The sequence below is a fragment of the Halobacillus sp. B23F22_1 genome, assembly GCF_043497005.1.
Lineage (GTDB): Bacteria > Bacillota > Bacilli > Bacillales > Halobacillaceae > Halobacillus_A.
Genome location: NZ_JBIEKE010000003.1, coordinates 53516 through 75891 on the forward strand (window position 1 = coordinate 53516; position 22376 = coordinate 75891).

Genomic DNA, 22376 nt, shown 5'->3' on the forward strand with positions numbered 1-22376 from the left:
CTAACAAATTATACAACAGGAATTGGAGGATCATATCATGAAAGTCGTAAAATTAGAAGATGTACTAGGAACTGAAAATGAAGTAAAAGGTGATAACTGGACTTCTCGTCGTCTATTGCTTAAAAAAGACGGAATGGGTTATTCCGTGCATGATACTACAATTAAAGCAGGTACTGAAACTCACATCTGGTATCAAAACCACCTGGAAGCTGTGTACTGCATCGAAGGTGATGGAGAAGTAGAAACCATAAAAGACGGAAAAGTATGGCAGATCAAAGCGAATGAAATCTACGCATTAGATGAAAACGATGAACACCTTCTTCGTGCGAATACTGATATGCGTATGGTATGTGTGTTTAATCCACCAATTACAGGGACAGAAACCCACGATGAAAATGGCGTTTATCCAATCGTAGATGATGAATAAATGACGGAAACCTCCCTAAATGTTAGGGAGGTTTTTATACGCTCAAAAAACATTTTGACGGAGCGATGGAGGTGAATTCTCTATACCAAAAATCATCCGAACGGATTTCTCCAGAATCGTTCGGATGATTCTATGCTTTATTCAGTTTTTGGCGCATGTAAGCATCACTAAGCGTATAGAGATGCTTTTTAAAGAAATTAAAGGATTCTTTAAATTGGTGAAGAATAGAGTTAAAAAGGAGTTGATACGATGTTTCAAATTCATGGTGTTTTTGTACCCGTAACTGACTTGGAGCGTTCAAAAAGTTGGTACGAAGAACATTTAGGACTGATTAAAGCAGATGAGTGGGATGAAGGTGCAGGATATGTTTTTCCTTCCGGCAGCATGACCATAGCTCTAATTAAAGTAGAAAACACAGAGTTTAGCACAGAATTTACGATAGAAGATAGTCACAAAAATGTTTACTTTAACTTAAAAGCGGACGATATTGAAGCCGCTCACCGAAAACTTAAAGCCAATCAAGTTGAAGTGACACCTATTGAAGACTTTGAGTTTATGGCGAAATTTGATAGTAAAGATCCTGATGGAAATACAATAAGCATCGTTAGTGAAAAACCGTCTTCTCCCTTTCACAAAAACCAAATTAAAAAGCTTCAGGAAGTGAAGTTTTAACTCTCACTCCTCATCACGATCATGGAATTTCAACAGGACAATCATTAACATGCTGAAATTAATCATCAACGACAACGCTTCAAACGTATCCATCATTAGAAATCCCTCCTTAGAGCTTAGCATTTCCTGCCCCAAGTTTGTCCTATACACATGCAAAAAGAAAAATACGCGTCACCTGCATTAGTGCAGATGGCGCGCATTTTATTTTATCGGCGTTTGCGTGCTTCCTCCGGGCCTTCCATCTTTGCAGCACCAGGGTAATCTAATCTCTGATCTCGATCTGACTCTACTTTGTTAGACTTCTTCAATTTCTTCTCCTGACGATCTTTTCCCATGGAATTGTTCCTCCCTTCCTTCATATCAAACGTAGTATGATGAAAAACCAAAAGTTTAATTCTTTTTTCTGCGTACCTTCTGCGTACCTGGTACTAAAAAAAGCTTAAAAATTAAATTTTTCGATGGTATCTTTTCCTGTTTTCATATTATTAATCCGTATTTAAAGGTTTTGCACTTCTAATGTTGGTACCAGGTACGCAATCCAAACAGCAGTGTACCTGGTACCAGCTTTGGTATGATACCAACATTCTATTTATTCAAATCACAATGCACAAATCTTCCTTCAAATGTGCGGAAGGTTTCACCTATTGTAAACTCCACCTTTTTATTAAAAATGGGTCCATTATAGACAAAAGTATGAAATTCGCCGTTTTCACCGCACGGATCCACATTACCGGGAAGCGAGCTTAGAAATTCCTTAGTGAATTTCCTTCCTACATATTCTTCAGAAAGCTTCTCAGTATCCACAGTCGTCACAACTGCCTCGAAACCTTCTTCCACAAACTGGTTCGCTACAGCCGCCGTATCTTTTTTCCATATTGGGTAAATCCCACACATCCCTGACCGCTGTAAAAGCCCATCGCGATACTCTTTAATATCTTCAAGATATAAGTCTGCATAAGCAATGGCATGTATCCCATTCCTTTTCAAATCCATAAACTGCTGTGCCATTTCGAGTTCATACTTCTCATTACTGCTCATAGCAGGAAGCTGCACTTCATATAACTGGAACCCCAGTGCCTCTGCTTGTGTATGAATAAGCTCCCTTGTTACTTCATGAATCGGCAGACGTTCGTTTTCCAACGAAGTGGAAGACAACAGCCCTTTTACTTTATATTCTTTATGGTGAATCAGTTGCTCCAGTGCAAAGGCACTGTCTTTCCCGCCGCTCCATGAAACGATTAATTCTTTCAACTCTCTCCCTCCTTCAGCTTTTATCATAACCCTAACAATCCTGCTGAACCTCCGACGTTATTAAAATCCGTTTCGTTTTTTTCTTCATACCTTCTTCCGATCACAACAAATATTAGTTGTTTAAAACTATTTCCCCATACATTGGCTTTTCAAAAAAATAAATATTTTTTTATACAGGTTCTATACCGAAAACAGGTCTCATATATTAATGTTGATCAACCAAACCCGTTAGTTTAACGTCAGGATAAGTCAATGTATTTCAGATATAGGACTTCGTCTACTTGATATCATGTAGAAATTAGCATATAATTGTTATGAAAATAAAAAAACCAAGGTGCCCCAACACCTTGGAAAAGTTCAGAATGAGTGAAATCTTCTTTATTGTTTATTGTGTACTAGTACCGCTATCAGCATCCCAAAGCTTAGCATTACGCTTATTGCTTCAAACGGAGTCACAAGCTACCACCCCCTTCATAGAGGTTTAACTCATTCTGATACAGGTCCTGCGATTTGAGTATAACATACGTTCGTTATAGTATGTGTAATTATTTCCATTTTTCTGAAAATTGATAAAATAGTATCGGTTATTAGGTACTAAATACGTGAAATTCACTGACGGGCAGCCGTCTTTTTTTGTGCTTTTCTTTAACTTTTCTCCAAATTCCTCCACATTTCTTCTTTTCGCTTTCTACAAGATTGCCTCGTTTCATGAAGAAACTGCACCCTCATGGAAAGTGCAGTCACTTTTTATTTATTCCCTGCTTTCTGAACTTGAGGTTTGATAGGATTAACAGGTACGTCTTCTTTGAGATCGACGGGTTTCTTTGACCATATGGTAGCTAATATCGGTCCGGATATATTATGCCAGACCGCAGCAATTACATTTGGCAGCGCAGCTAATGGTCCAAAGTGGGCTGTGGAGAGGGCGACACCCAGTCCGGAATTTTGCATTCCCACCTCAATAGAAATCGCACGCCTTTTACTCTCATCGAGCTTCATAAGCATAGCTGTTACATATCCAAGGAGCAGTCCCATTAAATTATGCAGCATAACAGCTGAGAAGATGATCAAACCTGAGGTCGCAATGCTTTCTACGTTCGCCGCTACCACTGCTGACACTATAACAATGATCGCCACAACGGATATGAGCGGGATTACGGTACTGCTCTTATTAACCGCTTTAGGAAATACTCTTCTAATCAAAACCCCTAGAGTAATAGGGATAATAATTACTTGAACAATAGACAGAAACATAGCTATCGGATCAACCGGCAGCCACTGGCCGGCTAAAGTCAGTAAAATAAGCGGGGTAGCAATTGGCGCCAGCAAAGTAGAGAGCGACGTCATAGCTATGGATAAAGCTAAGTTTCCACGCGCTAAGTAAACCATGACATTTGATGCTGTACCCCCGGGTACGGACCCCAGTAAAACAAGCCCCGCAGCCAGTTCATTTGGCAGACGCAAAGCCACAGCAATAGCTAAAGCCACTAAAGGCATGATGAGAAACTGAGCTAACACTCCGATGATGACAGGTAAAGGTTTACTGGCTACTAATTTAAAGTCAACAAGTTTCAGGGTAAGACCCATCCCAAACATGACCACACCAAGAAGAAGCGTAATGTAACTGTTTAAGAATAAAAAAGGATCTGGCATAAAATAAGCAATAATTGCAATTCCTATAACCCAGAAAGCAAAATACTTACCTGCCATTTGACTGATCGCTTCTAATATTCTCATTCGTTCTCCTCCCTTTGGTGCACAAGCTTATAAGGGTTGAAGCGTCCATTCGGATCAAGAGCCCTCTTGATTTTTTCCATTACATGAAGGGCACTGCCATGTTCTTTTTCTTGATATTTCATTTTGCCTATTCCTACTCCATGTTCTCCTGTACAAGTGCCTCCACGTGCTAGTGCGTATTCGACGATCTGTTCATTTAATTGTTCAGATTTGTTCAATTCCTCGGGATCTTCCATATCCATCATTAGCAGGATGTGATAGTTTCCATCACCTACATGGCCGACAATTCCGCCGTTTAAAGCTAACTCATTCACTTTTTCTCTAGCATGCTTAATGGCTCCAGCAAGCTCAGATATAGGAACGCAAACGTCTGTGACCATAAGTTTTTTCCCAGGATGTCCATGCACAAAAGCATGAGCCAGGTTATGTCGTGCTTCCCATAATTGGTTTCTAGCCGCATTGTCATCCTCAAAATAGATTTCTTCACACTGATGATCTTGAACAATTTCCTGAGTAAACTCTACGTCATGCTTGAGACCAGGCTCATTGCCGTGAAATTCTAAAAATAATGTAGGCTGCTCCTTGTAATGGGTCTCACTAAAAAGGTTTGCCTGCTTCATAGATGGTTCATCGACCAGCTCTACTCTTGCAATCGGCACTCCTGCCTGCAGAATTGAAACGACAGCTTCTACCGCATCATCTACAGTTGGAAAAGAGGCTCTTGCAGCCGTAACGTGTTCGGGAATTCCATATACACGTAACGTTAATTCCGTAATACACCCCAGCGTCCCTTCAGATCCCACGAAAAGGCTGTTTAAGTTGTAACCTGAAGATGATTTCTGTGCCAAGTTTCCCGTATGAATGACTTCTCCATCTGCTAGTACAATTTCTAAATCACGTACTTGATCTCTCATCACTCCATACTTAACCGAGGTCGTCCCGCTGGCATTGGTGGCGGCCATCCCCCCTAAAGTTGCGTCTGCTCCGGGATCAACAGAGAAAAACAGCCCATATTTTTTCAACTCTTTGTTTAATTGAGAACGTGTCACCCCGGGCTGAACTTTCACGAGGAAATCATTCTCTCTCACTTCTAATACTCGATCCATTTGCGAGAAATCGATCGTGATTCCATGATCGTAAGGGATGATGTGACCTTCTAAGCTCGTCCCTAACCCGTAAGGAACAACAGGTTTATCGTAAGCGTTTGCAATTTTCACGACCGCTTCCACATCTGCTGTACTTTCTGGAAACACAATGAGGTCTGGAGCGCTCGGATGATGATAAGATTCATCATGACTATGCTGTTCAATCAGCGTCTCATTATTTGAGATTTGATGGTCCTTAAGGGACTGTCGCAGTTCTTCGTATAAACTCTCTGTTGTATTCATATGTAATTCTCCTTTTATAATCAACTATTGACTAGAATTATACGTAATAATCAGAAAATTACAATACACTATAATCCCCGCCTGCCATTTTTATTAATATACGCTTTAAAAATAACTACTTGAGAGAAAACATGAAAAAAGTAAAATTCTATTCTTGCTCAATTTATAGGGTTGTTAATCCTTTCAAAATACTTCAAAATAACAATATAAAAAAGGTTTGGAGAAAGGAGGGGCAGCTTTATTATGGAAGCAATGAATTCATTTGGTTCCTATGGGTATCGTTTTTCTGATTCCAAATTGCAAAAAATTGCTCAAATTTGGTCTTTAGGCTGGGAGGAACAAACTTCTTCTCTTTATGATTGGGATGGTACAAATCGTAGAGATACTGGAAAGTTTATTTTTCAATATACGATATCAGGAAAAGGTGCCATTCATATTAATGGAAAATTACATAATTTAGCACCTGGGCAAGCTTTCATTGTGAATATTCCAGGCAATTATCGGTATTTCCTTCCAGATGATAGTGATAAATGGGAGTTTATTTACCTCACTTTATATGGAGATGTTGTAGAATATTACTGGAACCTCATTCAGAAGAAAGCAGGAAATATATTGTACTTTCAGCCGGATGCTTTTCCTATTACAGAATTCCTGGAACTTTTTAAAATGGCCTCAAATCATAACATTTCCAACGCTCATCAGGCCTCTGGTTATGCTTACCAATTCACAATGGAACTTTACCACTATTGCTCTGCTTTAGAACACAACATGACGCATTGGCCTGATGAAATGATTGAAGCTGCAATGTTTGCAAAAAATCATTACGCGGAAGATATCGGTCCAGATGATATGGCTGTCTCTTCCGGTATATCTCGTTATCACTTTACAAGACAGTTTAAAAAGCTTGCCAACCAAACTCCTATACAGTATCTAACGGATATTCGTATTAATAAAGCTAAAGAGTTAATGCAAAATACGAAGTACTCAGCGGAGGATATTGCACAGAGCATTGGGTATCAGAATTCCAACTATTACAACAAAGTTTTTAAAAAAGTAACAGGAATGACTCCAGGCCAATACAAAAAAAGCATCGTATTAAAAAAATGAGACCGTTTTGAATAACGGTCTCATTTTGAATCTACTTCAATGGTTACTGAGCGACATCATAATTAATCGTCATGATTTTTCCCGAATCTACAAAGTTTTCCAGTACGTCTCTTGAGAGCTGTAAAGCAAATTCGGTACGTTCAATTTTTTCACTTACTGCCAGTTCTTCCTCCTCTACATTTTCTTTAAGCCCTAAAGCTTCCTCGTGAAGTTTTCCTAACGTCTCGTAAACTTTATGGTAAAAGGTTTCAACTGTTTGATGTAAATCACTCATCCGTCCTGCCTCCATCTATATATCATTAATGTAAGTATATCAAATGAAGGCAAGAGTTCACTTGATTATAATATACCGGCTGGTGAAAACAGAACGTAAATCAAAATCATAGCCATTGTTGCTGCAATACCTACTGGATAAACGAGCTTCCATGGTTTCATATCTACTTTAGCTTTTTCTTCTAATACGAATGCTGTGTCACGAGGCCAGAACTTCCCGATTACTACCATTAATCCCGTACAAACGACGAACAAAACTCCTAAAATGTGCAAGAAATGAATCCCTGTATCCCAAAAGAGCTGAGTGATGGCATACACAGTAATAAATAGAAATAAAGAAATTTTTGCTGCAATCGCAGGGACTCGCTTCGTTAAATAGCCAACAATGAGTACTGTGAAAATAGGTACATTATAGAACCCGTTTACAATCTGCAAGTACTGGAAAAAACCTTGCGGGACTTTATCAATTAGTGGAGCAAGACACATAGCAAAAAGGGCTAATATGATCCCTACATATTTTCCTTTTCTTACAATCTCTCGATCTGGCGCACTTGGTTTAAAGTAAGGTTTATAAATATTTAAAGATATTAAAGTAACAGAAGAGTTTAGAGCTGAATTGAATGAGGACAAAATAGCACCAAACAATACAGCAGCAAAGAATCCAACGAGAGGAGTCGGCAAAACCTCCCCTACAAGCATCGGGTAAGCATCCGCAGATTCAATGTCGGGGCCAAACATATTGTAAGCAATAATCCCTGGAAGAATTAAAAACACAGGACCAAACAGCTTAAGAAATGCGGCAATTAATACCCCTTTTTGACCTTCTTTTAAATTTTTAGCTGCGATCGCTCTTTGCATAATATGCTGAGCTGTTCCCCAATAAAATAGATTAACTAGTAACATTCCTGTGACCATCGTACTAAAAGGTACCGGACTATCTGCACCTCCTATTGAATTTAACTTCTCAGGAGAGTTTTCCATGATTGTGTTGAACCCGCTTCCAATCGATCCATCACCTAATGCATAAAGACCAAGAACAGGAATGAGCAGCCCGCCTAATAACAAACCAACCCCATTAATAGAGTCCGAAACAGCTACGGCTTTAAGTCCGCCAAAAACAGCATAAATGGAACCTACAATTCCAATTGCAAATACGGTTATCCATAAACCAGCTGTTCGACTGACGCCTAACACTTCAGGGATATCAAACATTCCATTGATAGCTACTGCACCAGAGTAGAGAATCGGCGGCAGTAAATTAAATACGTAACCAAACAAGAATAAGACTGTCACAATCTGTTTAGTTCCAAAATCATATCGATCTTCTAGAAAGTCAGGAATCGTGGTTATACCGCCTTTTAAATATCGAGGAAGCAAGAAAAAAGCCACGATTACTAAGGCAATGGCAGATCCTACTTCCCACCCCATAACCGCCAGCGTATCTGTAAAGCCCTGCTGGTTTAATCCGATAAGCTGCTCGGTCGATAAGTTTGTCAACATGAGAGAACCTGCAATTACCCAGGCTCCGAGGTTTCTTCCTCCTAGAAAATACCCGTCTTGTGAAGCCAGGTTTTCTTTACGAGTAAGTAGATATGAAATGAGGGCAACCATTCCTGTAAAAAACAAAAACGATAAAATAGTCAGTGCATTCATCTATTCTCTCTCCTTTTATGTATGCAGTATCAAAGTTGTCGCTAACCTATGTATGCGTTTTAATACTTGTTGTACATTCTATCTTTTAATATGTAAGCGATTCAATGGTAAAAATATAATTGAAAAATGCACTTTTTTGCTTTATTAATGAATTAAAAATCGTTTCTTTGCTCCCATTTACAAGCTGGATAGTAACTCTTCAATGCTTTATAGTATTTTGATAGATTAGAGAATTCACTTTTTTGCTCTACAGAGGATCTATCACTTTAACAGTTTACAAATATCGTTTCTTCGGCTACCATAAAAACTGAATCACTTAAACTGCATAACATTTCGTCAAGCACTAGGGGAGCTGTGTCACACGGCTGAGAGGAGAAGGCTCCGACCCTTATTACCCGAACTAGATAATACTAGCGTGGGGAAGTGCAGTCGACTTTCGTAGGTATTATTATAAGTAAAGCCTTATTCGATTGTAGACTGCATTCCCATGGGATGCAGTTTTTTTGTGCTTCAAAATCGAAGGAGGGAAAAGAATGAACGAAAAATGTGAAAATTCACGTGTTGCAGGGTGCTCCTTTTCGGTCCACCCCATGTCTGATCACTTTATTAAACATATTCTTGATAGCTTAAAAGAGGTGGATACATCGAAGGTTTGGCTTCACACCGATAATGTAACAACAACGATTCGCGGAAGAATGGAACAAGTATTTGATGTGACAAAAGCGATTTTGCTTACAATTGCGAAAAGCGGGGTTCACGTGGCTTTTCAAGGAACGTATTCGATTGGCTGCCCGGGAGATTCCGCTGGGGATGTGTATATGGCGGAAACCAGCGAACGTGCAAATGAACACTTCGTTCACACGATTCAACAGCCTATTGCAGCTAAGTTCTCACTCTATCCAATGGGCGGTGGTAACTATATGGATACGATTTATCAGCAGATTGAACACATGAAGGAAAACGGAGTAAATGTTTCACCTGCTCATTACTCCACCAGACTGGACGGGGATACGAATCTAATTTTCACTGGACTGGAAAACGTTTTTCGTGAAACGGAACAAAACGGCTCTTCCCATACGGTCATGACAGTAACGGTTTCAGCCAACAGTCCTTCAACAAAGGAGAATGATGCATGAAGAACTGGAGACTAAAAGAAATTGTTGTAATGTCAGCCTTATCAGTTGTGTTCGCTGTCGTTTATTTAGCTTTTTTACCTGTAGGAAAAGTACTCGTAGGTTTTTTCGGTCCAATTGGGTATGATTTCATTTTCGGCATTTGGTTTATCGTTTCCATCATTGCTGCCTATATTATCCGTAAGCCTGGTGCCGCATTTTTATCAGAAACGATTGCAGCCACTATCGAAGTTCTGCTTGGGAATGCATTAGGACCTATGCTTATCATAACCGGTATAGTTCAAGGCTTAGGTGCGGAATCGGCATTTGCAATGACGCGATATAAATACTACAACGTGCAAACATTAATGCTCGCAGGTGTTATGGCAGCTGTCTTCAGCTTTGTTTGGGGATATTTCACGTCTGGTTATGCTGCTCTCAGTTCTGCCTATGTGTTAGCAATGCTCGTGACCCGGATGATTAGCGGAGCCATTATTTCAGGACTGCTAGGAAAAGCATTAAGTGATGCGTTAGCAAAAACCGGGGTTCTCTCAAGTTTTGCTCTAGGTAAAGAACAACGAAGGAAGAAAGCCGCATGAGGAAAGAAATAATTCAAATAGACAACCTTTCTCTCTATTATGAAGAAGAGGAAACTCCAGTTATTAAAAACCTTCATTTCAACGTGAAGGAAGGAGACAGTATGCTGGTTTTAGGTCCAAGCGGCTCTGGGAAAAGCTCTCTTATACAGTGTTTAAATGGACTTTTTCCAAGAGAGCTGGATGGTCATATGGAAGGTCAAGTCACCATTCACGGAAAAGATTCACGCCATTATAAACCCGGTGAAATTAGTAAGCATGTTGGAGTGGTCTTTCAAGATCCAGAAACCCAGTTTTGTATGTTAACCGTTGAAGATGAAGTAGCCTTTGGTCTTGAAAATTTACGTACGCCTCCGGATAAAATGGAAGCAAAAATAGAAGAAGCTTTGCATCTTGTAGGATTAGGTGAGGAGAAGAAAACGCCTATTGCTACATTATCAGGGGGGCAAAAACAGAAATTATCATTAGCTTGTGTACTTGCTATAGAACCAGAAGTTATTGTCTTAGATGAGCCAACAGCCAATTTAGACCCTGTCGCAACTAAAGATTTTATAGACATTCTTGCTCATTTAAAAGAGGAGCTTAACCTTACTCTTATTGTGATTGAGCATCAGTTAAGCGAATGGTTCCCATTGCTTGAACGAGTTTTTATTTTGCAAAAAAATGGTGAACCTCTTTATGACGGTCAGATTCGAAAAGGGATTGAGAAGCATAGTTCCTCTTTACAGGAGCAAGGCATTTGGATGCCGATAGCTTCCAAATTAGCCATTGAGCACAAAATTCCTTATGTTCAATTTCCGTTAACTTTACGAGAGCTAGTCTCTCAAACACATGAGCACCAGTTAACACTTGGAGAAAATGTCAAGACCCAGGAGCGAGGGAAAAAGATCTTGGAAGCGAATGAAATAACCTGGAATTCGTCCCGGAAAACGATCATCCATTCCCTCAACCTCAGTATTTACCAAAACGAATTCATCGCAATTGTCGGGGCAAATGGCAGTGGAAAAACTTCGCTCAGTCGTTTACTTGCAGGTATCACGCAGCCCTCAAGCGGTTCCCTTATGGTTAATGAAAAGAAGCTCAATCAATGGAAGGAACGAGATTTATATCAAAAAATCGGATATGTGTTTCAAAATCCAGAGCACCAATTTATTACTGATTCCGTGTATGAAGAAGTCGCTTTTGGTCTTCGCCTCACAGGGGGATCGAATAGGGAGATTGAATCAAAATGTGAGGAGATTCTCTCTGTCTGTCAGTTAGCCCACGTAAAAAACAAAAATCCATTCACACTAAGTCAGGGTCAAAAAAGGAGATTAAGTGTAGCATCTATGATTGTGAGTGACCAATCTCTTCTCATACTTGATGAACCAACATTTGGGCAAGATGCCGGGTCTACCGAGAAACTTATGAATTTACTGCAGCAAAAATACGAAAGCGGCACCTCCATCCTCATGATTACACATGACATGGATCTCGTTGATCACTATGCTACACGCGTACTTGTGATGGAGGCTGGTTCTTTATCCGCAGACATTCATCCATCCGAATTGTGGATGCAGTCTGATTTAAACCACCATCATTTAGATTATCCTTCTCGTAAAAAGCTTGCGGAACTTTTTAATGAAAAGGAGTCATCTTATGTACCTTCATAATGTTAATCCAAGCATTAAAGCACTAACCATCCTGGGGCTGGTTTTTGTATTGGCTTTTCTTTTTGATCCAATTACGCCTCTCCTGTTTATCATTTGGACCTTATCAATAACCATGATATTTGGCTCATTCCGAAAAAAATATTATTTTCTTTATTTTTTCACCTTTTTTATATTTGCTGCCGGCATGCTTTGGTCTACGATTGCCTTTGCTGATACACCAAATAATCCGGCTGACCAGGTTACATTGGCTGGCTGGGAGGTTCCGAAAGAAGATTTGTTCGTCGCAATTTCACTATCGTTACGAATCCTGGCGTTTGCAACGCTCTCTTTACTCTTTATTTTTACAACAAATATGGTTCATTTTATTTTAAGCTTAATCCAGCAGCTAAAACTCCCGCCTAAATTAGCTTACGGTATTTTAGCCGGGTATCGCTTTTTGCCATTAATGAAAACAGAATTTCAGCAAATTAGAGCAGCTCATCGCATACGAGGGATGAATCAAGCCAGCTCTTTAAAAGAAAAAATAAAACAGTATAAGCGCTTTGTCATCCCTCTGCTTGCTGGTGCAATCCGCAAGGCAGAACGAACAGCAATTGCTATGGAATCAAAAGGGTTTACAGGCGATAGAAATAGAACCTATTACCGTAACTTATATGTAACTAAGAAAGACTGGCTGTTTCCTATCATTATGTTTACTGTACTAGGCGGGTTAATCACGCTGTCTATTATCTTTAACTACTTTGCCTGGTACAACGGCCAATTTTAAAAAAGTGGTCTGTGTAGAATTTAGCTTTCACGCAGACCACTTTTCTTCTCACTTTTAAGAGAATTGCGCCTTCTATTCCTTCATAAGTTAACCGTTCGTTTCACATTAACTGTAAAAATAACCATCGCATTTTATAACATACGAATGGTTTCATTATTGTTCACTCCTTGAATTCCACAATCAGCGTCCGGTGGTGACGCCTCCGGGGAAATAGCGAGCAGAAGATCCACTTAGTCAATTGAATTTTTGAACAGGTTAGCTGAGGCCGGGCTCACGGCAAGCGTTCACTGCCAAGTTATCCAATCGACTGCCTAACAGAATTACGTTGATATCCTTGGTTTCCTATTTCAATAATCTTTGTTCAAAAGGAAAGTCAGAGAAATTTTCTACGCCATCCTTTGTAACGAGAAGCTGCTCCTCCAGCTTAACTCCTTCTTTTCCTCCTGGAGAACCAATATAACTTTCTACCGAAAGAACCATATTTTCTTCGATTAGACCATCATATCCCTTTTCTTCAAAGTCCTGCGGATAAACAATATACGGATATTCTCCGCTAAGTCCTGTGCCGTGTGCCACAGTAAAGTAACGGTTAGGGAAAAATTCATCTGGAATCTGCCAGCTCTTCTCTGCATACTCTCTAAATGTCATTCCAGGTTTTAATAAATCAATATTGTATTGAATCTGCTCGTAAGCGACTTGGTACAAACGTTTCTGTTCATCACTTGGCTCACGATCTCCACAATAGAACGTGCGGCTAATATCTGTAAAATAACCGAACGGTCCATTCATATCGGTATCAAAAGCGACTAATTCACCTTCATTAATTACTTTATCACTACACTCTTGAAACCAGGGGTTTGTACGATCTCCAGAACTTAACAGCCGTGTCTCAATATAATCGCCGCCTTGAGCAATATTCGTTTGATGGAGGTAAGACCATAATTCATTTTCAGTAATGCCGGGCTTCAGGGCCTTCTGCATCCGAATCATACCCTCTTCCGCTGTTCGTACAGAGATTTTCATCGCTTCTAACTCTTGTTTATTTTTTATACTGCGGGCATGCTCAATCGGTTCTTGTCCATCTTTCACTTCGATGCCCAATTTAGCTAATTCAATGGCCCCTACAGACGGGATATAATCAACGGCCAGCTTTTTATTATCCCCCGCATGCTGTCTCATTAAATCTTCTATTTCTATCGCCCACTGTCCGGCATTATCATATAGATTATCTCCAGATGCTACATATGATAGAGTAATCGCTGGACGTACTTCATCAATTGTTTCTATTCCCTCCGATAAATGCTCACAGTTTGGAAAGTCAAACAATGTCACAGGACCATCAGTTGGAATAAAAACATATCGTGCTGGATTTCTCAGCATAAACACCTGCATGTTTCGGCTTCCTGTCGCATAGCGCAAATTTACTGGATCAAAAATGACGATGCCGCCGTACCCCAGTTTCTTCAACTGCTCTCTTACTCTTCCTAACCGGTATTGCCTCATGCGAACGAGGTCAATTTGAGTCTTATCATGACGGATACTTTGTAATTTACCCATCTACATCCTCCCCCTAAGGTAATACTTTTACGTTACATATTACAATAAGATAAAACTTATTACAATAAGATATTAATTTCCTATTTCAATTCTGTAGTGAAAAGAAGTTGGCAGATATTTCGTTCGGCTGTATTCAATCGGCATCTGATCCATCCCTAGCGTAATTCGTTCAATATCAATTAACGCTTCACCTGGTGTGATACCAAGCAGGTCTGCTTCATACCTAGTAGCATTACAGGCGGATACATCTTCTTTAATTGTAGAGTAGTGAATATTGTGCCTGCCAAGGTGGGGGAAAAGATCGAAGTCTTCATCGACTTTATCGTTTACTTTTTCTCCAATACTCTTTGGCATAAATAATTGTTGAATAGCAATAGGTTTCTGATCCGCTAAACGAAGCCTTGCTAAAACAAACACCTCTTCGTCTTCGGAAAGGTGCAATTGACTTTTAGCTAAATAATGAGGCCCACTATTTTCAACGCGTAGTACTTTTACATCCATGTCTTCCCCCAGTTCATGGTGAATAACTCCTGGATTGGCTGCGTTTTCTTTGGGCTGACGGAGTACTTTAGTTGGGGCTCCTCTTCGTGTTTCCAATATCCCTGCTTGCACAAGATCTCGTACTGCTTGTCTAATCGTCGTACGACTGACATTATACTGTGCCATAAGTTGACTTTCAGATGGGATCGACGCTCCAGACGGCCACGTTTCATCATTAACATTTTGAATCATTTTGTTTTTTATTTGTACATATAAAGGCATTTTTTTTTGATGGTTAAACATTTTGACTTAACTCACTCCAAACATCAAACTGATTCCCATTCAAATCGTAGAATACAAAATTCCTTCCTGGGTGGCCGCGGTCCTCAATTTCTCCAACTTGAATTCCATTATTAATAAACGTTTGATGTAAGTTTTTCAAAGCGGTTTCTCCGTTCACTTCGAAAGTAAAGGAAAAGCAGCGGCGCCCTTTATAATCTGTAAAATTTGATGTTTCTCCTCTTTTAGATTTAACGAGAAAGAAACTTTGATTCGCCAGATTCACTATCGCTTTTTCTTCATCTTTGTAACTTAATTCAGCCCCAAGTTTTCTCATATACCACTGGGCAGATGCTTCTACATCATTTACCGGCAAATATGTTGTCCCCACTCTTACTAACTCTCTCATATCTCCCTCTCCTTCACGTTCATACTTAATTATAATTATACAGGGCATTCTTAAGTTGAACACTCCTTTGTTTCAGCCTTACATCTAAGACAACGGAAAGGAAATAAGCAGAAAACTTACGAAAAAATTAGTGGTTGCAAAGCAATTTACTCATTCATCAGGCTCTTATGAATCCAAAGTGCAGCAATAGAAGCCTCTCCCATCGCAGCAGTTACAAGTTCTGAATGAGCCACCGTATCCCCAGCAGCCCAAAGGCCTTGCACAGAGGTCATTTTTGTCTGGGGATCTACTATAAGGTGGTTGTTCTTTAAGGTTTCCGCTCCTAGTTGTACCGCTAAATCAGAGCACACACGATTCCCGCCGAAGGCCACAAATGCTTTTTCTACCTCATACTTTCTTCCACTAACAGTTTTTATCATTTGGATTTGGCCGTTCTCATGAATCACTTCCTGAATTAATTCATTCTCCACTGCAATCGTAAGTTCATGTAATTTCGCCTGTAACTTTTGGGAGACTTGTTTGCTGTTATGATTGATATAAATAAGGTCTGAACTCCAATAGGACAACGTTAGCGCCATCCCAGCACCAACGTTGCCTGTACCTAAAACAGCTGTTTTTTTCTCCTTTACTTCATAGCCGTCACAATCTGGACAGACAAACACCGACAATCCTAAACATGTTTCAATTCCAGGAATATTTGGGATATGATCTTTAACGCCAGTAGCCAGCAGAACCGTCTTTCCTTTAAAGCTGAGCTGCCCTTCTGCTTCAAACCCTCCGCTTTCCTTATGTAAATTACGAATCTCATCTTTGTAAAAATGCACGCCTAGCCGCTCTGCATGCTCTCGTCCTGCCTGGCGAAGAGCATCTCCACTGACTCCATGTGGGAATCCTAAAATATTGTTGTACTTCTGACATAACGTTGAGCGACCTTCCTCAGCATCTATAACAGCTACCTTCCTCATATATCTACCTAACTGAATGGATGCCTGTAAACCAGCTATCCCGCCTCCTATAATGATACAATCATAATTCATCGTCAGCTTCCCCCTTCTCTTGTTATTTTCTTTACCTTTCCCTTATATTAAAAGATTTACTATAATGAAAAATAGTTCGAGGCGCTTTCGTTCATAATAACTACACACTAATCATAAGGGGATCCGGTTATGAGCATGCAAGACGTTATTACGCGGTTAACAAAGTTTGATCATCCTTTAAATTTTCACCAGCCTGTACAGATGAATAGTGATATCGCTGCTTATTTAAAGTTTTATGGCCTGAATATTGAAGACGTTGAGTTTAACTTGGGCAAGCTGGAAATTGATGAAACAGAAATTGCGGTACAGATTTTCACCCCACAAAAAAGTAAAGCCACCGTCTTTCTTTTGCATGGCTATTTAAATCATGTTGGTCATTTAAATAAAATTATTCGACATTTAACGAGCCATCATTACCGCGTGATCAGCTATGATTTACAAGGTCACGGATTATCTAATGGGGATCGCGCCTCCGTCAGTAGTTTTGGGGATTACGTTGCGACGTTAGAAAAATTAATGGAAAAGGTAAAAGCAGAAATGCCCGATCCTTTTTACGTCATCGGGCATAGTACCGGCGGGGCGATCATTCTCGATTATTTACTAAGATACCGCACCCACCCTTTTGATAAAGTTATTTTATTAGCTCCCCTTGTTCGGTCCAATCACTGGTACTTAACGAAGATAGCTTACAGTTTCGTTCAGCTTATCCCTTTTATAAAACAAGTTAAAAGACAGATCAAAAAGCGAGCGATGAGTAAAGAATACGTAGCCTTTTTAAAAAGAGATCCACTGCAGCCTAAAGCTATTCCATTAAGCTGGCTGAGGGCTTTAATGGAATGGAACGAAACCATCCACCGCTATCCTCCACTTTCAGCAGATTTGTTTATCATCCAGGGAAATAAAGACGTTACAGTGGAATGGGCCTATAACATCTCCTTTATCCACAAGCGTTTCAGTAACCCAACGACCGTGTTGATTGATGAGGGACAGCACGAATTAATTAATGGTGATCCAGCTACACGAGAGATTGTCTTAAAAAAAATCGTAAACTTTTTCGATCACTAAGGTCCTTTTACAGAACAAAAGCGCAAGCGCCCTGGTAGACTAAGCAAAACAGCCGCAGGAAGACGGCCTTCCCTTGCGCAAGGCGGATTGCTTATGACGCGAGTGACTAGGCGCCCGATCTGAATGTCGCTCTTTAAAGCATATATCTAAAGTTCCTAGACAATGAAAAAGTGGAAGCCATCGTAATCAGCAGCTTCCACTTCTTTTACCTTATTAAGTTGTTAAACGCTCTATAAGTTCATGCATCGGCCTCAAAGATGTCACTTTTTGATTACATATCATACTTTCCTGACAAATATAGTTGCCTCTTTTCACCGTTTGCTGCTCCGACTCTTTAATGGTTGTGGTAAACATCCCCACTTTCTCATACTCTTGACATATTGAACAAATGCCCTTGGTTCTTGATTTAGCAAAGTCTCCCGCAATCCCTTTTAAGCTGCTGTCGTCTGGAAACACAATATACTTTCGATGGGCACTATAGTCATTCCACCCTAGATAAGTCAGCTCTCTTCGGTCTATATTATTTAGCACAGGGACTTTAACCTTTTTTACTTTAGGAAACATTTCTTTAATATCATTCACTTGGACCTCTGGAAAAGGGATCACATAATGTTTTAACTGGGAAAGGATCAGTACGGCATCCGTCTGATCTTCAATTCCAGTTACTTGTTTAATCATTCCTGCTTGATCAGTTGATAATTCCTCAAATATATTAAGCACTTTTTCTTCAGAAATAGATTTCAGGGCTTGAATAACCCCGTGATCGTTTACCGTAGAATGTCCATGAATTAAATGATAAGTTTGTTCTTTAATAAAATTAAACTGATCACTGCGGATGAACGATTCCAAGGCGATTCCTCCTTTTTGGAGTCTTTCTATTTGTTAAATTCAATTAAATTACCGTCTGGATCACTAATGAAAACTTGATGCCACTCTGTTTTATTATCCGGCTTATCCACAAATTCAACATTGTGGTCCTTCAAATTCTCAATCACAGCTTCTATGTTTTTAGCGCGGATCGCAAAATGTCCATCCCGGCTGTCAATTTCAGTCGTCCCTCTTAACGTATTACCATCTTCATGGTTAATAAGGTGAATTTGGGTGCTGCCTACTTGATACCAGGCACCAGGGAAACCAAAATCAGGCCGTTCGCTGCTTTCTTCAAAACCTAGAACTTCTCCATAGAAATGCTTTGCACGTTCGATATCAGTTACAATAATAGATACATGATGAATACTTTCGTACAATGCTTGCAACCCCTTTCTTTATACTATTATCCTACTACATCTTCTCCTGAAAAGTCAGCTAGTAACTTTTTGAAAGATAAGGCATCCTAGATAGAGAAAGCATAGAAATTGACAGGCTCATGGGCATCGTTTATCGTAAGGAAAGTCAAATTCGTAGTAAATCGATAAGAATTATAAATGTATGACAAGGAGGCAGCGAAATGAGAAGTTTTTTCAAAGCTTATGCAGGCATATCTCTTATTAAAAAAATCACCGTTGCTTTATTTCTCGGGATCTTAGTTGGACTTATCTTTGGAGATAGTGCCGGCGTATTACAACCATTCGGCGACCTATTACTTCGCTTACTGCAATTTATTATTTTACCGCTTATCCTTTTCACCTTAATCGTAGGAGTAAATCAAACGAATATTGGAAGTCTTGGACGGATGGGCGGAAAGGTTTTCTTCTATTATTTAGCTACTTCCGCCGCAGCCATTATTGTGGGAGTGACGGTGGCCAGCTTATTTAATCCTGGAACAGGCGCTTCATTAAGTGGTGATGAAAGCTTTGAAGCGCCGGATAATCCTGGCGTAGTAGCAGTCTTATTAAATATTGTCCCGGATAACATTATAACGGCTTTTTCAGAACTTAATTTACTGGGAATTATCTTTACGGCACTCGTCTTCGGGATAGCTATTTCGTATTTACGTTCAACAACTGATTACCACGAAGCCGGGGATAAACTTTTCAAAGGAATTAACGCATTAAATGAAGTAACCCTCACGGTAATGAAAGGTATTCTGCAATTCGTTCCAATTGGAATTTTTGCTATTATTGCAAATGTCGTCGGTAGTCAAGGGACGGATACATTGCAATCTCTCGGGAATTTTATTCTCGTTCTATACATTGCTATATTTGTTCAACTTGCCTTCTACCTTGTTATTCTACTCATAAGCAAGATTCGTCCGGGCGGCTTTTTAAAGGAAGCACGTACACCGGTGGTGACTGCCTTTGTAACGCAAAGCAGTTCAGGTACATTGCCTTTAACGTTAAATGCAGCTCGCAATTTAGGGTTGAATAAAAGTTTGTACGGCTTCAGCCTGCCGCTTGGTGCAACCATTAACATGGACGGAGCTGCCATTCGCATTGCCGTATCGGCCGTATTTGCAGCAAATGTTATTAATGAACCGCTAAGTATGGCTGCCATTTTACAAATCGTCATTGTTGGTACGTTGGCATCCGTTGGAACAGCTGGTGTACCAGGTGCAGGCATCGTTATGATTGCTACCGTATTCGCTCAAGTCGGCCTTCCTATGGAAGCAGTCGCTTTACTGACAGCCGTGGATGTTCTTGTTGGTATGGGCGCTACCGCATTAAATGTAACCGGTGATTTAGTCGGTACATCGGTCATTAACAAAACGGAAAAAAGGTCATCTCAATCATAATAGCTTGAATATGGACACGATATCACACTCTTTCTCCATTTTGGTCTTGCGATAACTGAAGGCCAATGAAAGGTGAAATTTAGAAAAGCGGACGGTGCAGAAATTAAATTCCACACCGTCCGCTTTTCTTCTAACTATTAAGAGATCTACGACCTTTACATACTAGCTGGCCCTTGATGCGCATGCCTTCGAGACACTAAGATGAGACGACCTTGTATCTGTGTCTATTCCACTTGGTCAAGTGGTCTTCTTGACCAAGTTAGCTGAGGCCGTACCCGCGGCAAGCATCCACCGATAAACGATTCGTGAGACTCTCCTACAAACTTTAAAAGCTTTGTTAGATTAAAAGGAACTTTTCAGTGGCCTTAGTCGTTTCCTAAAGTCCTTTACTCTTTATAACGCAAGGAATTTTTACACCTTTTTATTAAAGACTGTATTAAAAGAAAGGCGGTTCACGTGTTACGAGCGGCTTATAAAAAGCAGTACGCCTTGTAAGAATTAACTTCTCCTGATCAAGCCACCAGTCTGTTTTCATGGTGTGAAATTTGTTCACTAATACAGATTCATCTATTTCTGAAGCGATCACTGTTTCATCTTCTGTATAGTTCTGATCAAGATTGTAAATTGCACTTCTCCCTTTAAAAATTTTCTCAGTGCCTACAAAGTTAGCCACGATCGTAAAAGATTGAGCACCTTTGGCAACCGCGTCCCACGTGGAGACGGTCCCTTTAGGATAAGGCTTTTCAAACATATCGTCATTCATGGAAAGCTCTACACCGTATTGGCCTTTCCAGCTAGTCGGGATGCAAATCATATCAGCTCGCTTTACAGCCATCACACTTGTCACTTCGGGAAAAACAGCATCATACCGACTCGACCAAACCCATTAACAGGGGTTATAGATATCTGATTGCCAGGCGTAGCCCAATGTTCATCCCAATCATCCAAGTGAATTTTTCGGTGCTTTCCAATCACTTCTCCTTCTGGACTTATGAGAATCGCAGAATTGTAATAATGAGGTAGTTCTTTTTCTGCGAAACCAAATACAATGTGGGCACTCTTCTCTTGAGCAATATTTTTCATTTCCCGAACGGTTGGTCCATCGTCTGTTTCTGCAAAAGAATGAATGTCTTGTTTTTTCTTCGTTTTCACTGGACCGATCACTGACACTTCAGGAAGAACAATTAAGTTAACATCTTCATCAACTTTTTCCTCTATCAACTGTTTTACTTTGTGTAAATTGGTCTCTTTATTACCAATGACTGGCTCGTATTGAATCGCTGCTGCTTTAATATGGCGTGAGTGTGTGTTTTTCGTGTAATCCCATGGACCGAGAAACAGCATCAAGTCCTTGTAAGAATCCATTCTTCGTTCCAGCAATCGATCTTTCGCAGGGTTATGATAATCTGCCGGGTTAACCTCTCCAATGAGTAAACCAGGCCCCTCTCCCTCCTCTTTACAAGAAACGGGAGCTTCAGCTATTTTATCCCCATAAGGCGACCAAATCGCACTGGCGCCAATCATTTGAAAATCTTCTTCCTTATCCGAACGGTTTGCACTTACAACGTATAGTCCGTTCATTTCAGCCCAATGCTGCAGCATAGAAATGGAAGCACTCGAAGAATTCGTAGGGAAACACAAGATATCCGCCCCATTTACTGCAGCTAACCGTGCGGATTCTAAATAAGTAGAATCCTGGCATATAATCATCGCGATTTTTCCGATTTCCGTTTCATATACAGGACAACCGATGTCGCCCCAGCACGACCAATAGTTTTCTACGACCCATTGATGAATTTTACGATATTTTCCTATATATCCTTCCGGGCCTACAAGAGCAGATTAATTGTAGTAAAGGCCTGTTTCTAAATCTTCTTCTGCGATGCCAATCACAATATATACACCATATTCTACGGCGATTTCAGAAAACTGATCTGTCGTCAGACCAGGAATGGTATCCACATAGGTGCTAATAGCTGAACGATCTAAATAATGATACCCTGTCGTCGCCATCTCAGGAGTTACGATTAACTTAGCACCTTGCTCTGCCGCTAGTTTAACGCATGATTTTAACTCTCTAATATTTGCATTGCGGCGATTCAACTTCGGATTAAACTGAACTGATGCTGCTTTAAATGGTTTGTCCATGCCCCTCCACCCCCTGCTAGCTTAAACATTATTATGTTATGTTCAGTTTATCGAAAACAGAGAATAGATACAAAAACCGCATCCCTTTAGGAGAGA

Annotated in this window: 26 protein-coding genes, 1 pseudogene and 1 riboswitch; of the genes and pseudogenes, 9 read left to right on the forward strand and 18 right to left on the reverse strand. The window is 40.1% G+C overall.

The window, feature by feature from the left end; all coding sequences use genetic code 11:
• Positions 1-37: 37 nt before the first annotated feature.
• Complete coding sequence (locus ACGTNH_RS15305; RefSeq protein ID WP_394587782.1) at positions 38-427, forward strand: ectoine synthase; 390 nt, start codon at positions 38-40, stop codon at positions 425-427.
• 249 nt (positions 428-676) lie between these two features.
• Entirely contained in the window at positions 677-1099 is a 423-nt protein-coding gene (locus ACGTNH_RS15310; protein ID WP_394587783.1) for a VOC family protein, read from the forward strand.
• Between the two features lie 3 nt (positions 1100-1102).
• Here the strand turns inward: ACGTNH_RS15310 and ACGTNH_RS15315 are convergent, their stop codons facing one another.
• The 7 genes from ACGTNH_RS15315 to ACGTNH_RS15345 form a co-directional block, all read right to left on the reverse strand.
• Entirely contained in the window at positions 1103-1195 is a 93-nt protein-coding gene (locus ACGTNH_RS15315; protein ID WP_229735233.1) for a putative holin-like toxin, read from the reverse strand.
• Positions 1196-1305: 110 nt separating this feature from the next.
• Positions 1306-1434 (reverse strand): YpzI family protein, encoded by a 129-nt coding sequence (locus ACGTNH_RS15320; RefSeq protein WP_394587784.1) that lies wholly within the window; start codon positions 1432-1434, stop codon positions 1306-1308.
• A gap of 250 nt (positions 1435-1684) precedes the next feature.
• Positions 1685-2350, reverse strand: a complete 666-nt coding sequence (locus ACGTNH_RS15325) for a Dph6-related ATP pyrophosphatase (RefSeq protein WP_394587785.1) — start codon at positions 2348-2350, stop codon at positions 1685-1687.
• A 378-nt stretch (positions 2351-2728) separates the two neighbouring features.
• Complete coding sequence (locus tag ACGTNH_RS15330; RefSeq protein WP_394588500.1) at positions 2729-2806, reverse strand: putative holin-like toxin; 78 nt, start codon at positions 2804-2806, stop codon at positions 2729-2731.
• Positions 2807-2937: 131 nt separating this feature from the next.
• Entirely contained in the window at positions 2938-3060 is a 123-nt protein-coding gene (locus ACGTNH_RS15335; protein ID WP_394587786.1) for a hypothetical protein, read from the reverse strand.
• 37 nt (positions 3061-3097) lie between these two features.
• Entirely contained in the window at positions 3098-4087 is a 990-nt protein-coding gene (locus tag ACGTNH_RS15340; RefSeq protein ID WP_394587787.1) for a bile acid:sodium symporter family protein, read from the reverse strand.
• Complete coding sequence (locus ACGTNH_RS15345) at positions 4084-5475, reverse strand: FAD-binding oxidoreductase (protein ID WP_394587789.1); 1392 nt, start codon at positions 5473-5475, stop codon at positions 4084-4086. Before ACGTNH_RS15345 ends, ACGTNH_RS15340 begins: the two co-directional genes overlap by 4 nt.
• Before the next feature lie 243 nt (positions 5476-5718).
• Here ACGTNH_RS15345 and ACGTNH_RS15350 point away from each other — a divergent pair, with 243 nt between their 5' ends.
• A complete protein-coding gene (locus ACGTNH_RS15350) occupies positions 5719-6582 on the forward strand; it encodes a helix-turn-helix domain-containing protein (RefSeq protein ID WP_394587791.1) in 864 nt (287 codons plus the stop codon).
• A 43-nt stretch (positions 6583-6625) separates the two neighbouring features.
• Here ACGTNH_RS15350 and ACGTNH_RS15355 read toward each other — a convergent pair whose 3' ends face one another.
• Both ACGTNH_RS15355 and ACGTNH_RS15360 read right to left on the reverse strand, forming a co-directional pair.
• On the reverse strand, positions 6626-6856 hold the full coding sequence (locus tag ACGTNH_RS15355) for a hypothetical protein (protein ID WP_394587792.1): 231 nt from the start codon (positions 6854-6856) through the stop codon (positions 6626-6628).
• A 65-nt stretch (positions 6857-6921) separates the two neighbouring features.
• Positions 6922-8508 (reverse strand): solute:sodium symporter family transporter, encoded by a 1587-nt coding sequence (locus ACGTNH_RS15360; RefSeq protein ID WP_394587793.1) that lies wholly within the window; start codon positions 8506-8508, stop codon positions 6922-6924.
• Positions 8509-8843: 335 nt separating this feature from the next.
• A riboswitch (TPP riboswitch) is annotated at positions 8844-8947 on the forward strand.
• A 94-nt stretch (positions 8948-9041) separates the two neighbouring features.
• On the opposite strand from ACGTNH_RS15360, the gene ACGTNH_RS15365 reads away from it, so the two are divergent.
• From ACGTNH_RS15365 to ACGTNH_RS15380, 4 genes are read left to right on the forward strand one after another with little or no spacing between them, the layout of a single operon-like run.
• A complete protein-coding gene (locus tag ACGTNH_RS15365) occupies positions 9042-9644 on the forward strand; it encodes a YkoF family thiamine/hydroxymethylpyrimidine-binding protein (RefSeq protein WP_394587794.1) in 603 nt (200 codons plus the stop codon).
• On the forward strand, positions 9641-10219 hold the full coding sequence (locus ACGTNH_RS15370; RefSeq protein WP_394587796.1) for an ECF transporter S component: 579 nt from the start codon (positions 9641-9643) through the stop codon (positions 10217-10219). Before ACGTNH_RS15365 ends, ACGTNH_RS15370 begins: the two co-directional genes overlap by 4 nt.
• Positions 10216-11868, forward strand: a complete 1653-nt coding sequence (locus ACGTNH_RS15375) for an ABC transporter ATP-binding protein (protein ID WP_394587797.1) — start codon at positions 10216-10218, stop codon at positions 11866-11868. The genes ACGTNH_RS15370 and ACGTNH_RS15375 overlap by 4 nt, the downstream gene beginning before the upstream one ends.
• Positions 11855-12634, forward strand: coding sequence for an energy-coupling factor transporter transmembrane component T family protein (locus ACGTNH_RS15380; RefSeq protein ID WP_394587798.1), 780 nt, complete (start codon positions 11855-11857; stop codon positions 12632-12634). The genes ACGTNH_RS15375 and ACGTNH_RS15380 overlap by 14 nt, the downstream gene beginning before the upstream one ends.
• A gap of 342 nt (positions 12635-12976) precedes the next feature.
• Here the strand turns inward: ACGTNH_RS15380 and ACGTNH_RS15385 are convergent, their stop codons facing one another.
• From ACGTNH_RS15385 to ACGTNH_RS15400, 4 genes are all read right to left on the reverse strand, one after another.
• Entirely contained in the window at positions 12977-14191 is a 1215-nt protein-coding gene (locus ACGTNH_RS15385; protein ID WP_394587800.1) for a M24 family metallopeptidase, read from the reverse strand.
• 72 nt (positions 14192-14263) lie between these two features.
• Complete coding sequence (locus tag ACGTNH_RS15390; protein ID WP_394587802.1) at positions 14264-14974, reverse strand: GntR family transcriptional regulator; 711 nt, start codon at positions 14972-14974, stop codon at positions 14264-14266.
• The gene (locus tag ACGTNH_RS15395; protein ID WP_394587803.1) at positions 14967-15359 is read right to left on the reverse strand and encodes a VOC family protein; all 393 of its coding nucleotides are present in this window, start codon (positions 15357-15359) and stop codon (positions 14967-14969) included. Before ACGTNH_RS15395 ends, ACGTNH_RS15390 begins: the two co-directional genes overlap by 8 nt.
• 146 nt (positions 15360-15505) lie before the next feature.
• Positions 15506-16396: an NAD(P)/FAD-dependent oxidoreductase gene (locus ACGTNH_RS15400; protein WP_394587804.1), complete on the reverse strand. Its 891-nt coding sequence runs from the start codon at positions 16394-16396 to the stop codon at positions 15506-15508.
• 129 nt (positions 16397-16525) lie between these two features.
• Between ACGTNH_RS15400 and ACGTNH_RS15405 the strand changes: the two genes are divergently transcribed.
• Positions 16526-17461, forward strand: a complete 936-nt coding sequence (locus ACGTNH_RS15405; RefSeq protein ID WP_394587806.1) for an alpha/beta hydrolase — start codon at positions 16526-16528, stop codon at positions 17459-17461.
• A 213-nt stretch (positions 17462-17674) separates the two neighbouring features.
• Here the strand turns inward: ACGTNH_RS15405 and ACGTNH_RS15410 are convergent, their stop codons facing one another.
• Both ACGTNH_RS15410 and ACGTNH_RS15415 read right to left on the reverse strand, forming a co-directional pair.
• Positions 17675-18310, reverse strand: coding sequence for a FusB/FusC family EF-G-binding protein (locus ACGTNH_RS15410; protein WP_394587808.1), 636 nt, complete (start codon positions 18308-18310; stop codon positions 17675-17677).
• Between the two features lie 26 nt (positions 18311-18336).
• Entirely contained in the window at positions 18337-18708 is a 372-nt protein-coding gene (locus tag ACGTNH_RS15415; protein ID WP_394587809.1) for a VOC family protein, read from the reverse strand.
• A gap of 200 nt (positions 18709-18908) precedes the next feature.
• Between ACGTNH_RS15415 and ACGTNH_RS15420 the strand changes: the two genes are divergently transcribed.
• Entirely contained in the window at positions 18909-20132 is a 1224-nt protein-coding gene (locus ACGTNH_RS15420; protein ID WP_394587811.1) for a dicarboxylate/amino acid:cation symporter, read from the forward strand.
• Positions 20133-20568: 436 nt separating this feature from the next.
• On the opposite strand, the gene ACGTNH_RS15425 is transcribed toward ACGTNH_RS15420, so the two are convergent.
• The 3 genes and pseudogenes from ACGTNH_RS15425 to ACGTNH_RS15435 all read right to left on the reverse strand — a co-directional run.
• A complete protein-coding gene (locus ACGTNH_RS15425; protein ID WP_394587813.1) occupies positions 20569-20967 on the reverse strand; it encodes a carbon-nitrogen hydrolase family protein in 399 nt (132 codons plus the stop codon).
• 8 nt (positions 20968-20975) lie between these two features.
• Positions 20976-21497: a carbon-nitrogen hydrolase family protein gene (locus ACGTNH_RS15430; RefSeq protein WP_394588501.1), complete on the reverse strand. Its 522-nt coding sequence runs from the start codon at positions 21495-21497 to the stop codon at positions 20976-20978.
• Between the two features lie 99 nt (positions 21498-21596).
• Positions 21597-22280 (reverse strand): annotated as a pseudogene (locus tag ACGTNH_RS15435) (nitrilase-related carbon-nitrogen hydrolase); the annotation flags it as partial.
• Positions 22281-22376: the final 96 nt, after the last annotated feature.

Excerpts from the sequence above, each read along its gene's own strand:
- ACGTNH_RS15310 (WP_394587783.1), top strand. The coding sequence starts at position 677 with ATGTTTCAAATTCATGGTGTTTTTGTACCCGTAACTGACTTGGAGCGT.
- ACGTNH_RS15350 (WP_394587791.1), top strand. The coding sequence starts at position 5,719 with ATGGAAGCAATGAATTCATTTGGTTCCTATGGGTATCGTTTTTCTGAT.
- ACGTNH_RS15400 (WP_394587804.1), bottom strand. The coding sequence starts at position 16,396 with ATGAATTATGATTGTATCATTATAGGAGGCGGGATAGCTGGTTTACAG.
- ACGTNH_RS15430 (WP_394588501.1), bottom strand. The coding sequence starts at position 21,497 with ATGGATTCTTACAAGGACTTGATGCTGTTTCTCGGTCCATGGGATTAC.
- ACGTNH_RS15390 (WP_394587802.1), bottom strand. The coding sequence starts at position 14,974 with ATGTTTAACCATCAAAAAAAAATGCCTTTATATGTACAAATAAAAAAC.
- ACGTNH_RS15375 (WP_394587797.1), top strand. The coding sequence starts at position 10,216 with ATGAGGAAAGAAATAATTCAAATAGACAACCTTTCTCTCTATTATGAA.
- ACGTNH_RS15405 (WP_394587806.1), top strand. The coding sequence starts at position 16,526 with ATGAGCATGCAAGACGTTATTACGCGGTTAACAAAGTTTGATCATCCT.
- ACGTNH_RS15320 (WP_394587784.1), bottom strand. The coding sequence starts at position 1,434 with ATGGGAAAAGATCGTCAGGAGAAGAAATTGAAGAAGTCTAACAAAGTA.
- ACGTNH_RS15315 (WP_229735233.1), bottom strand. The coding sequence starts at position 1,195 with ATGATGGATACGTTTGAAGCGTTGTCGTTGATGATTAATTTCAGCATG.
- ACGTNH_RS15335 (WP_394587786.1), bottom strand. The coding sequence starts at position 3,060 with ATGAAACGAGGCAATCTTGTAGAAAGCGAAAAGAAGAAATGTGGAGGA.
- ACGTNH_RS15420 (WP_394587811.1), top strand. The coding sequence starts at position 18,909 with ATGAGAAGTTTTTTCAAAGCTTATGCAGGCATATCTCTTATTAAAAAA.
- ACGTNH_RS15380 (WP_394587798.1), top strand. The coding sequence starts at position 11,855 with ATGTACCTTCATAATGTTAATCCAAGCATTAAAGCACTAACCATCCTG.
- ACGTNH_RS15395 (WP_394587803.1), bottom strand. The coding sequence starts at position 15,359 with ATGAGAGAGTTAGTAAGAGTGGGGACAACATATTTGCCGGTAAATGAT.
- ACGTNH_RS15365 (WP_394587794.1), top strand. The coding sequence starts at position 9,042 with ATGAACGAAAAATGTGAAAATTCACGTGTTGCAGGGTGCTCCTTTTCG.
- ACGTNH_RS15425 (WP_394587813.1), bottom strand. The coding sequence starts at position 20,967 with ATGGCTGTAAAGCGAGCTGATATGATTTGCATCCCGACTAGCTGGAAA.
- ACGTNH_RS15385 (WP_394587800.1), bottom strand. The coding sequence starts at position 14,191 with ATGGGTAAATTACAAAGTATCCGTCATGATAAGACTCAAATTGACCTC.
- ACGTNH_RS15345 (WP_394587789.1), bottom strand. The coding sequence starts at position 5,475 with ATGAATACAACAGAGAGTTTATACGAAGAACTGCGACAGTCCCTTAAG.
- ACGTNH_RS15355 (WP_394587792.1), bottom strand. The coding sequence starts at position 6,856 with ATGAGTGATTTACATCAAACAGTTGAAACCTTTTACCATAAAGTTTAC.
- ACGTNH_RS15340 (WP_394587787.1), bottom strand. The coding sequence starts at position 4,087 with ATGAGAATATTAGAAGCGATCAGTCAAATGGCAGGTAAGTATTTTGCT.
- ACGTNH_RS15305 (WP_394587782.1), top strand. The coding sequence starts at position 38 with ATGAAAGTCGTAAAATTAGAAGATGTACTAGGAACTGAAAATGAAGTA.
- ACGTNH_RS15370 (WP_394587796.1), top strand. The coding sequence starts at position 9,641 with ATGAAGAACTGGAGACTAAAAGAAATTGTTGTAATGTCAGCCTTATCA.
- ACGTNH_RS15360 (WP_394587793.1), bottom strand. The coding sequence starts at position 8,508 with ATGAATGCACTGACTATTTTATCGTTTTTGTTTTTTACAGGAATGGTT.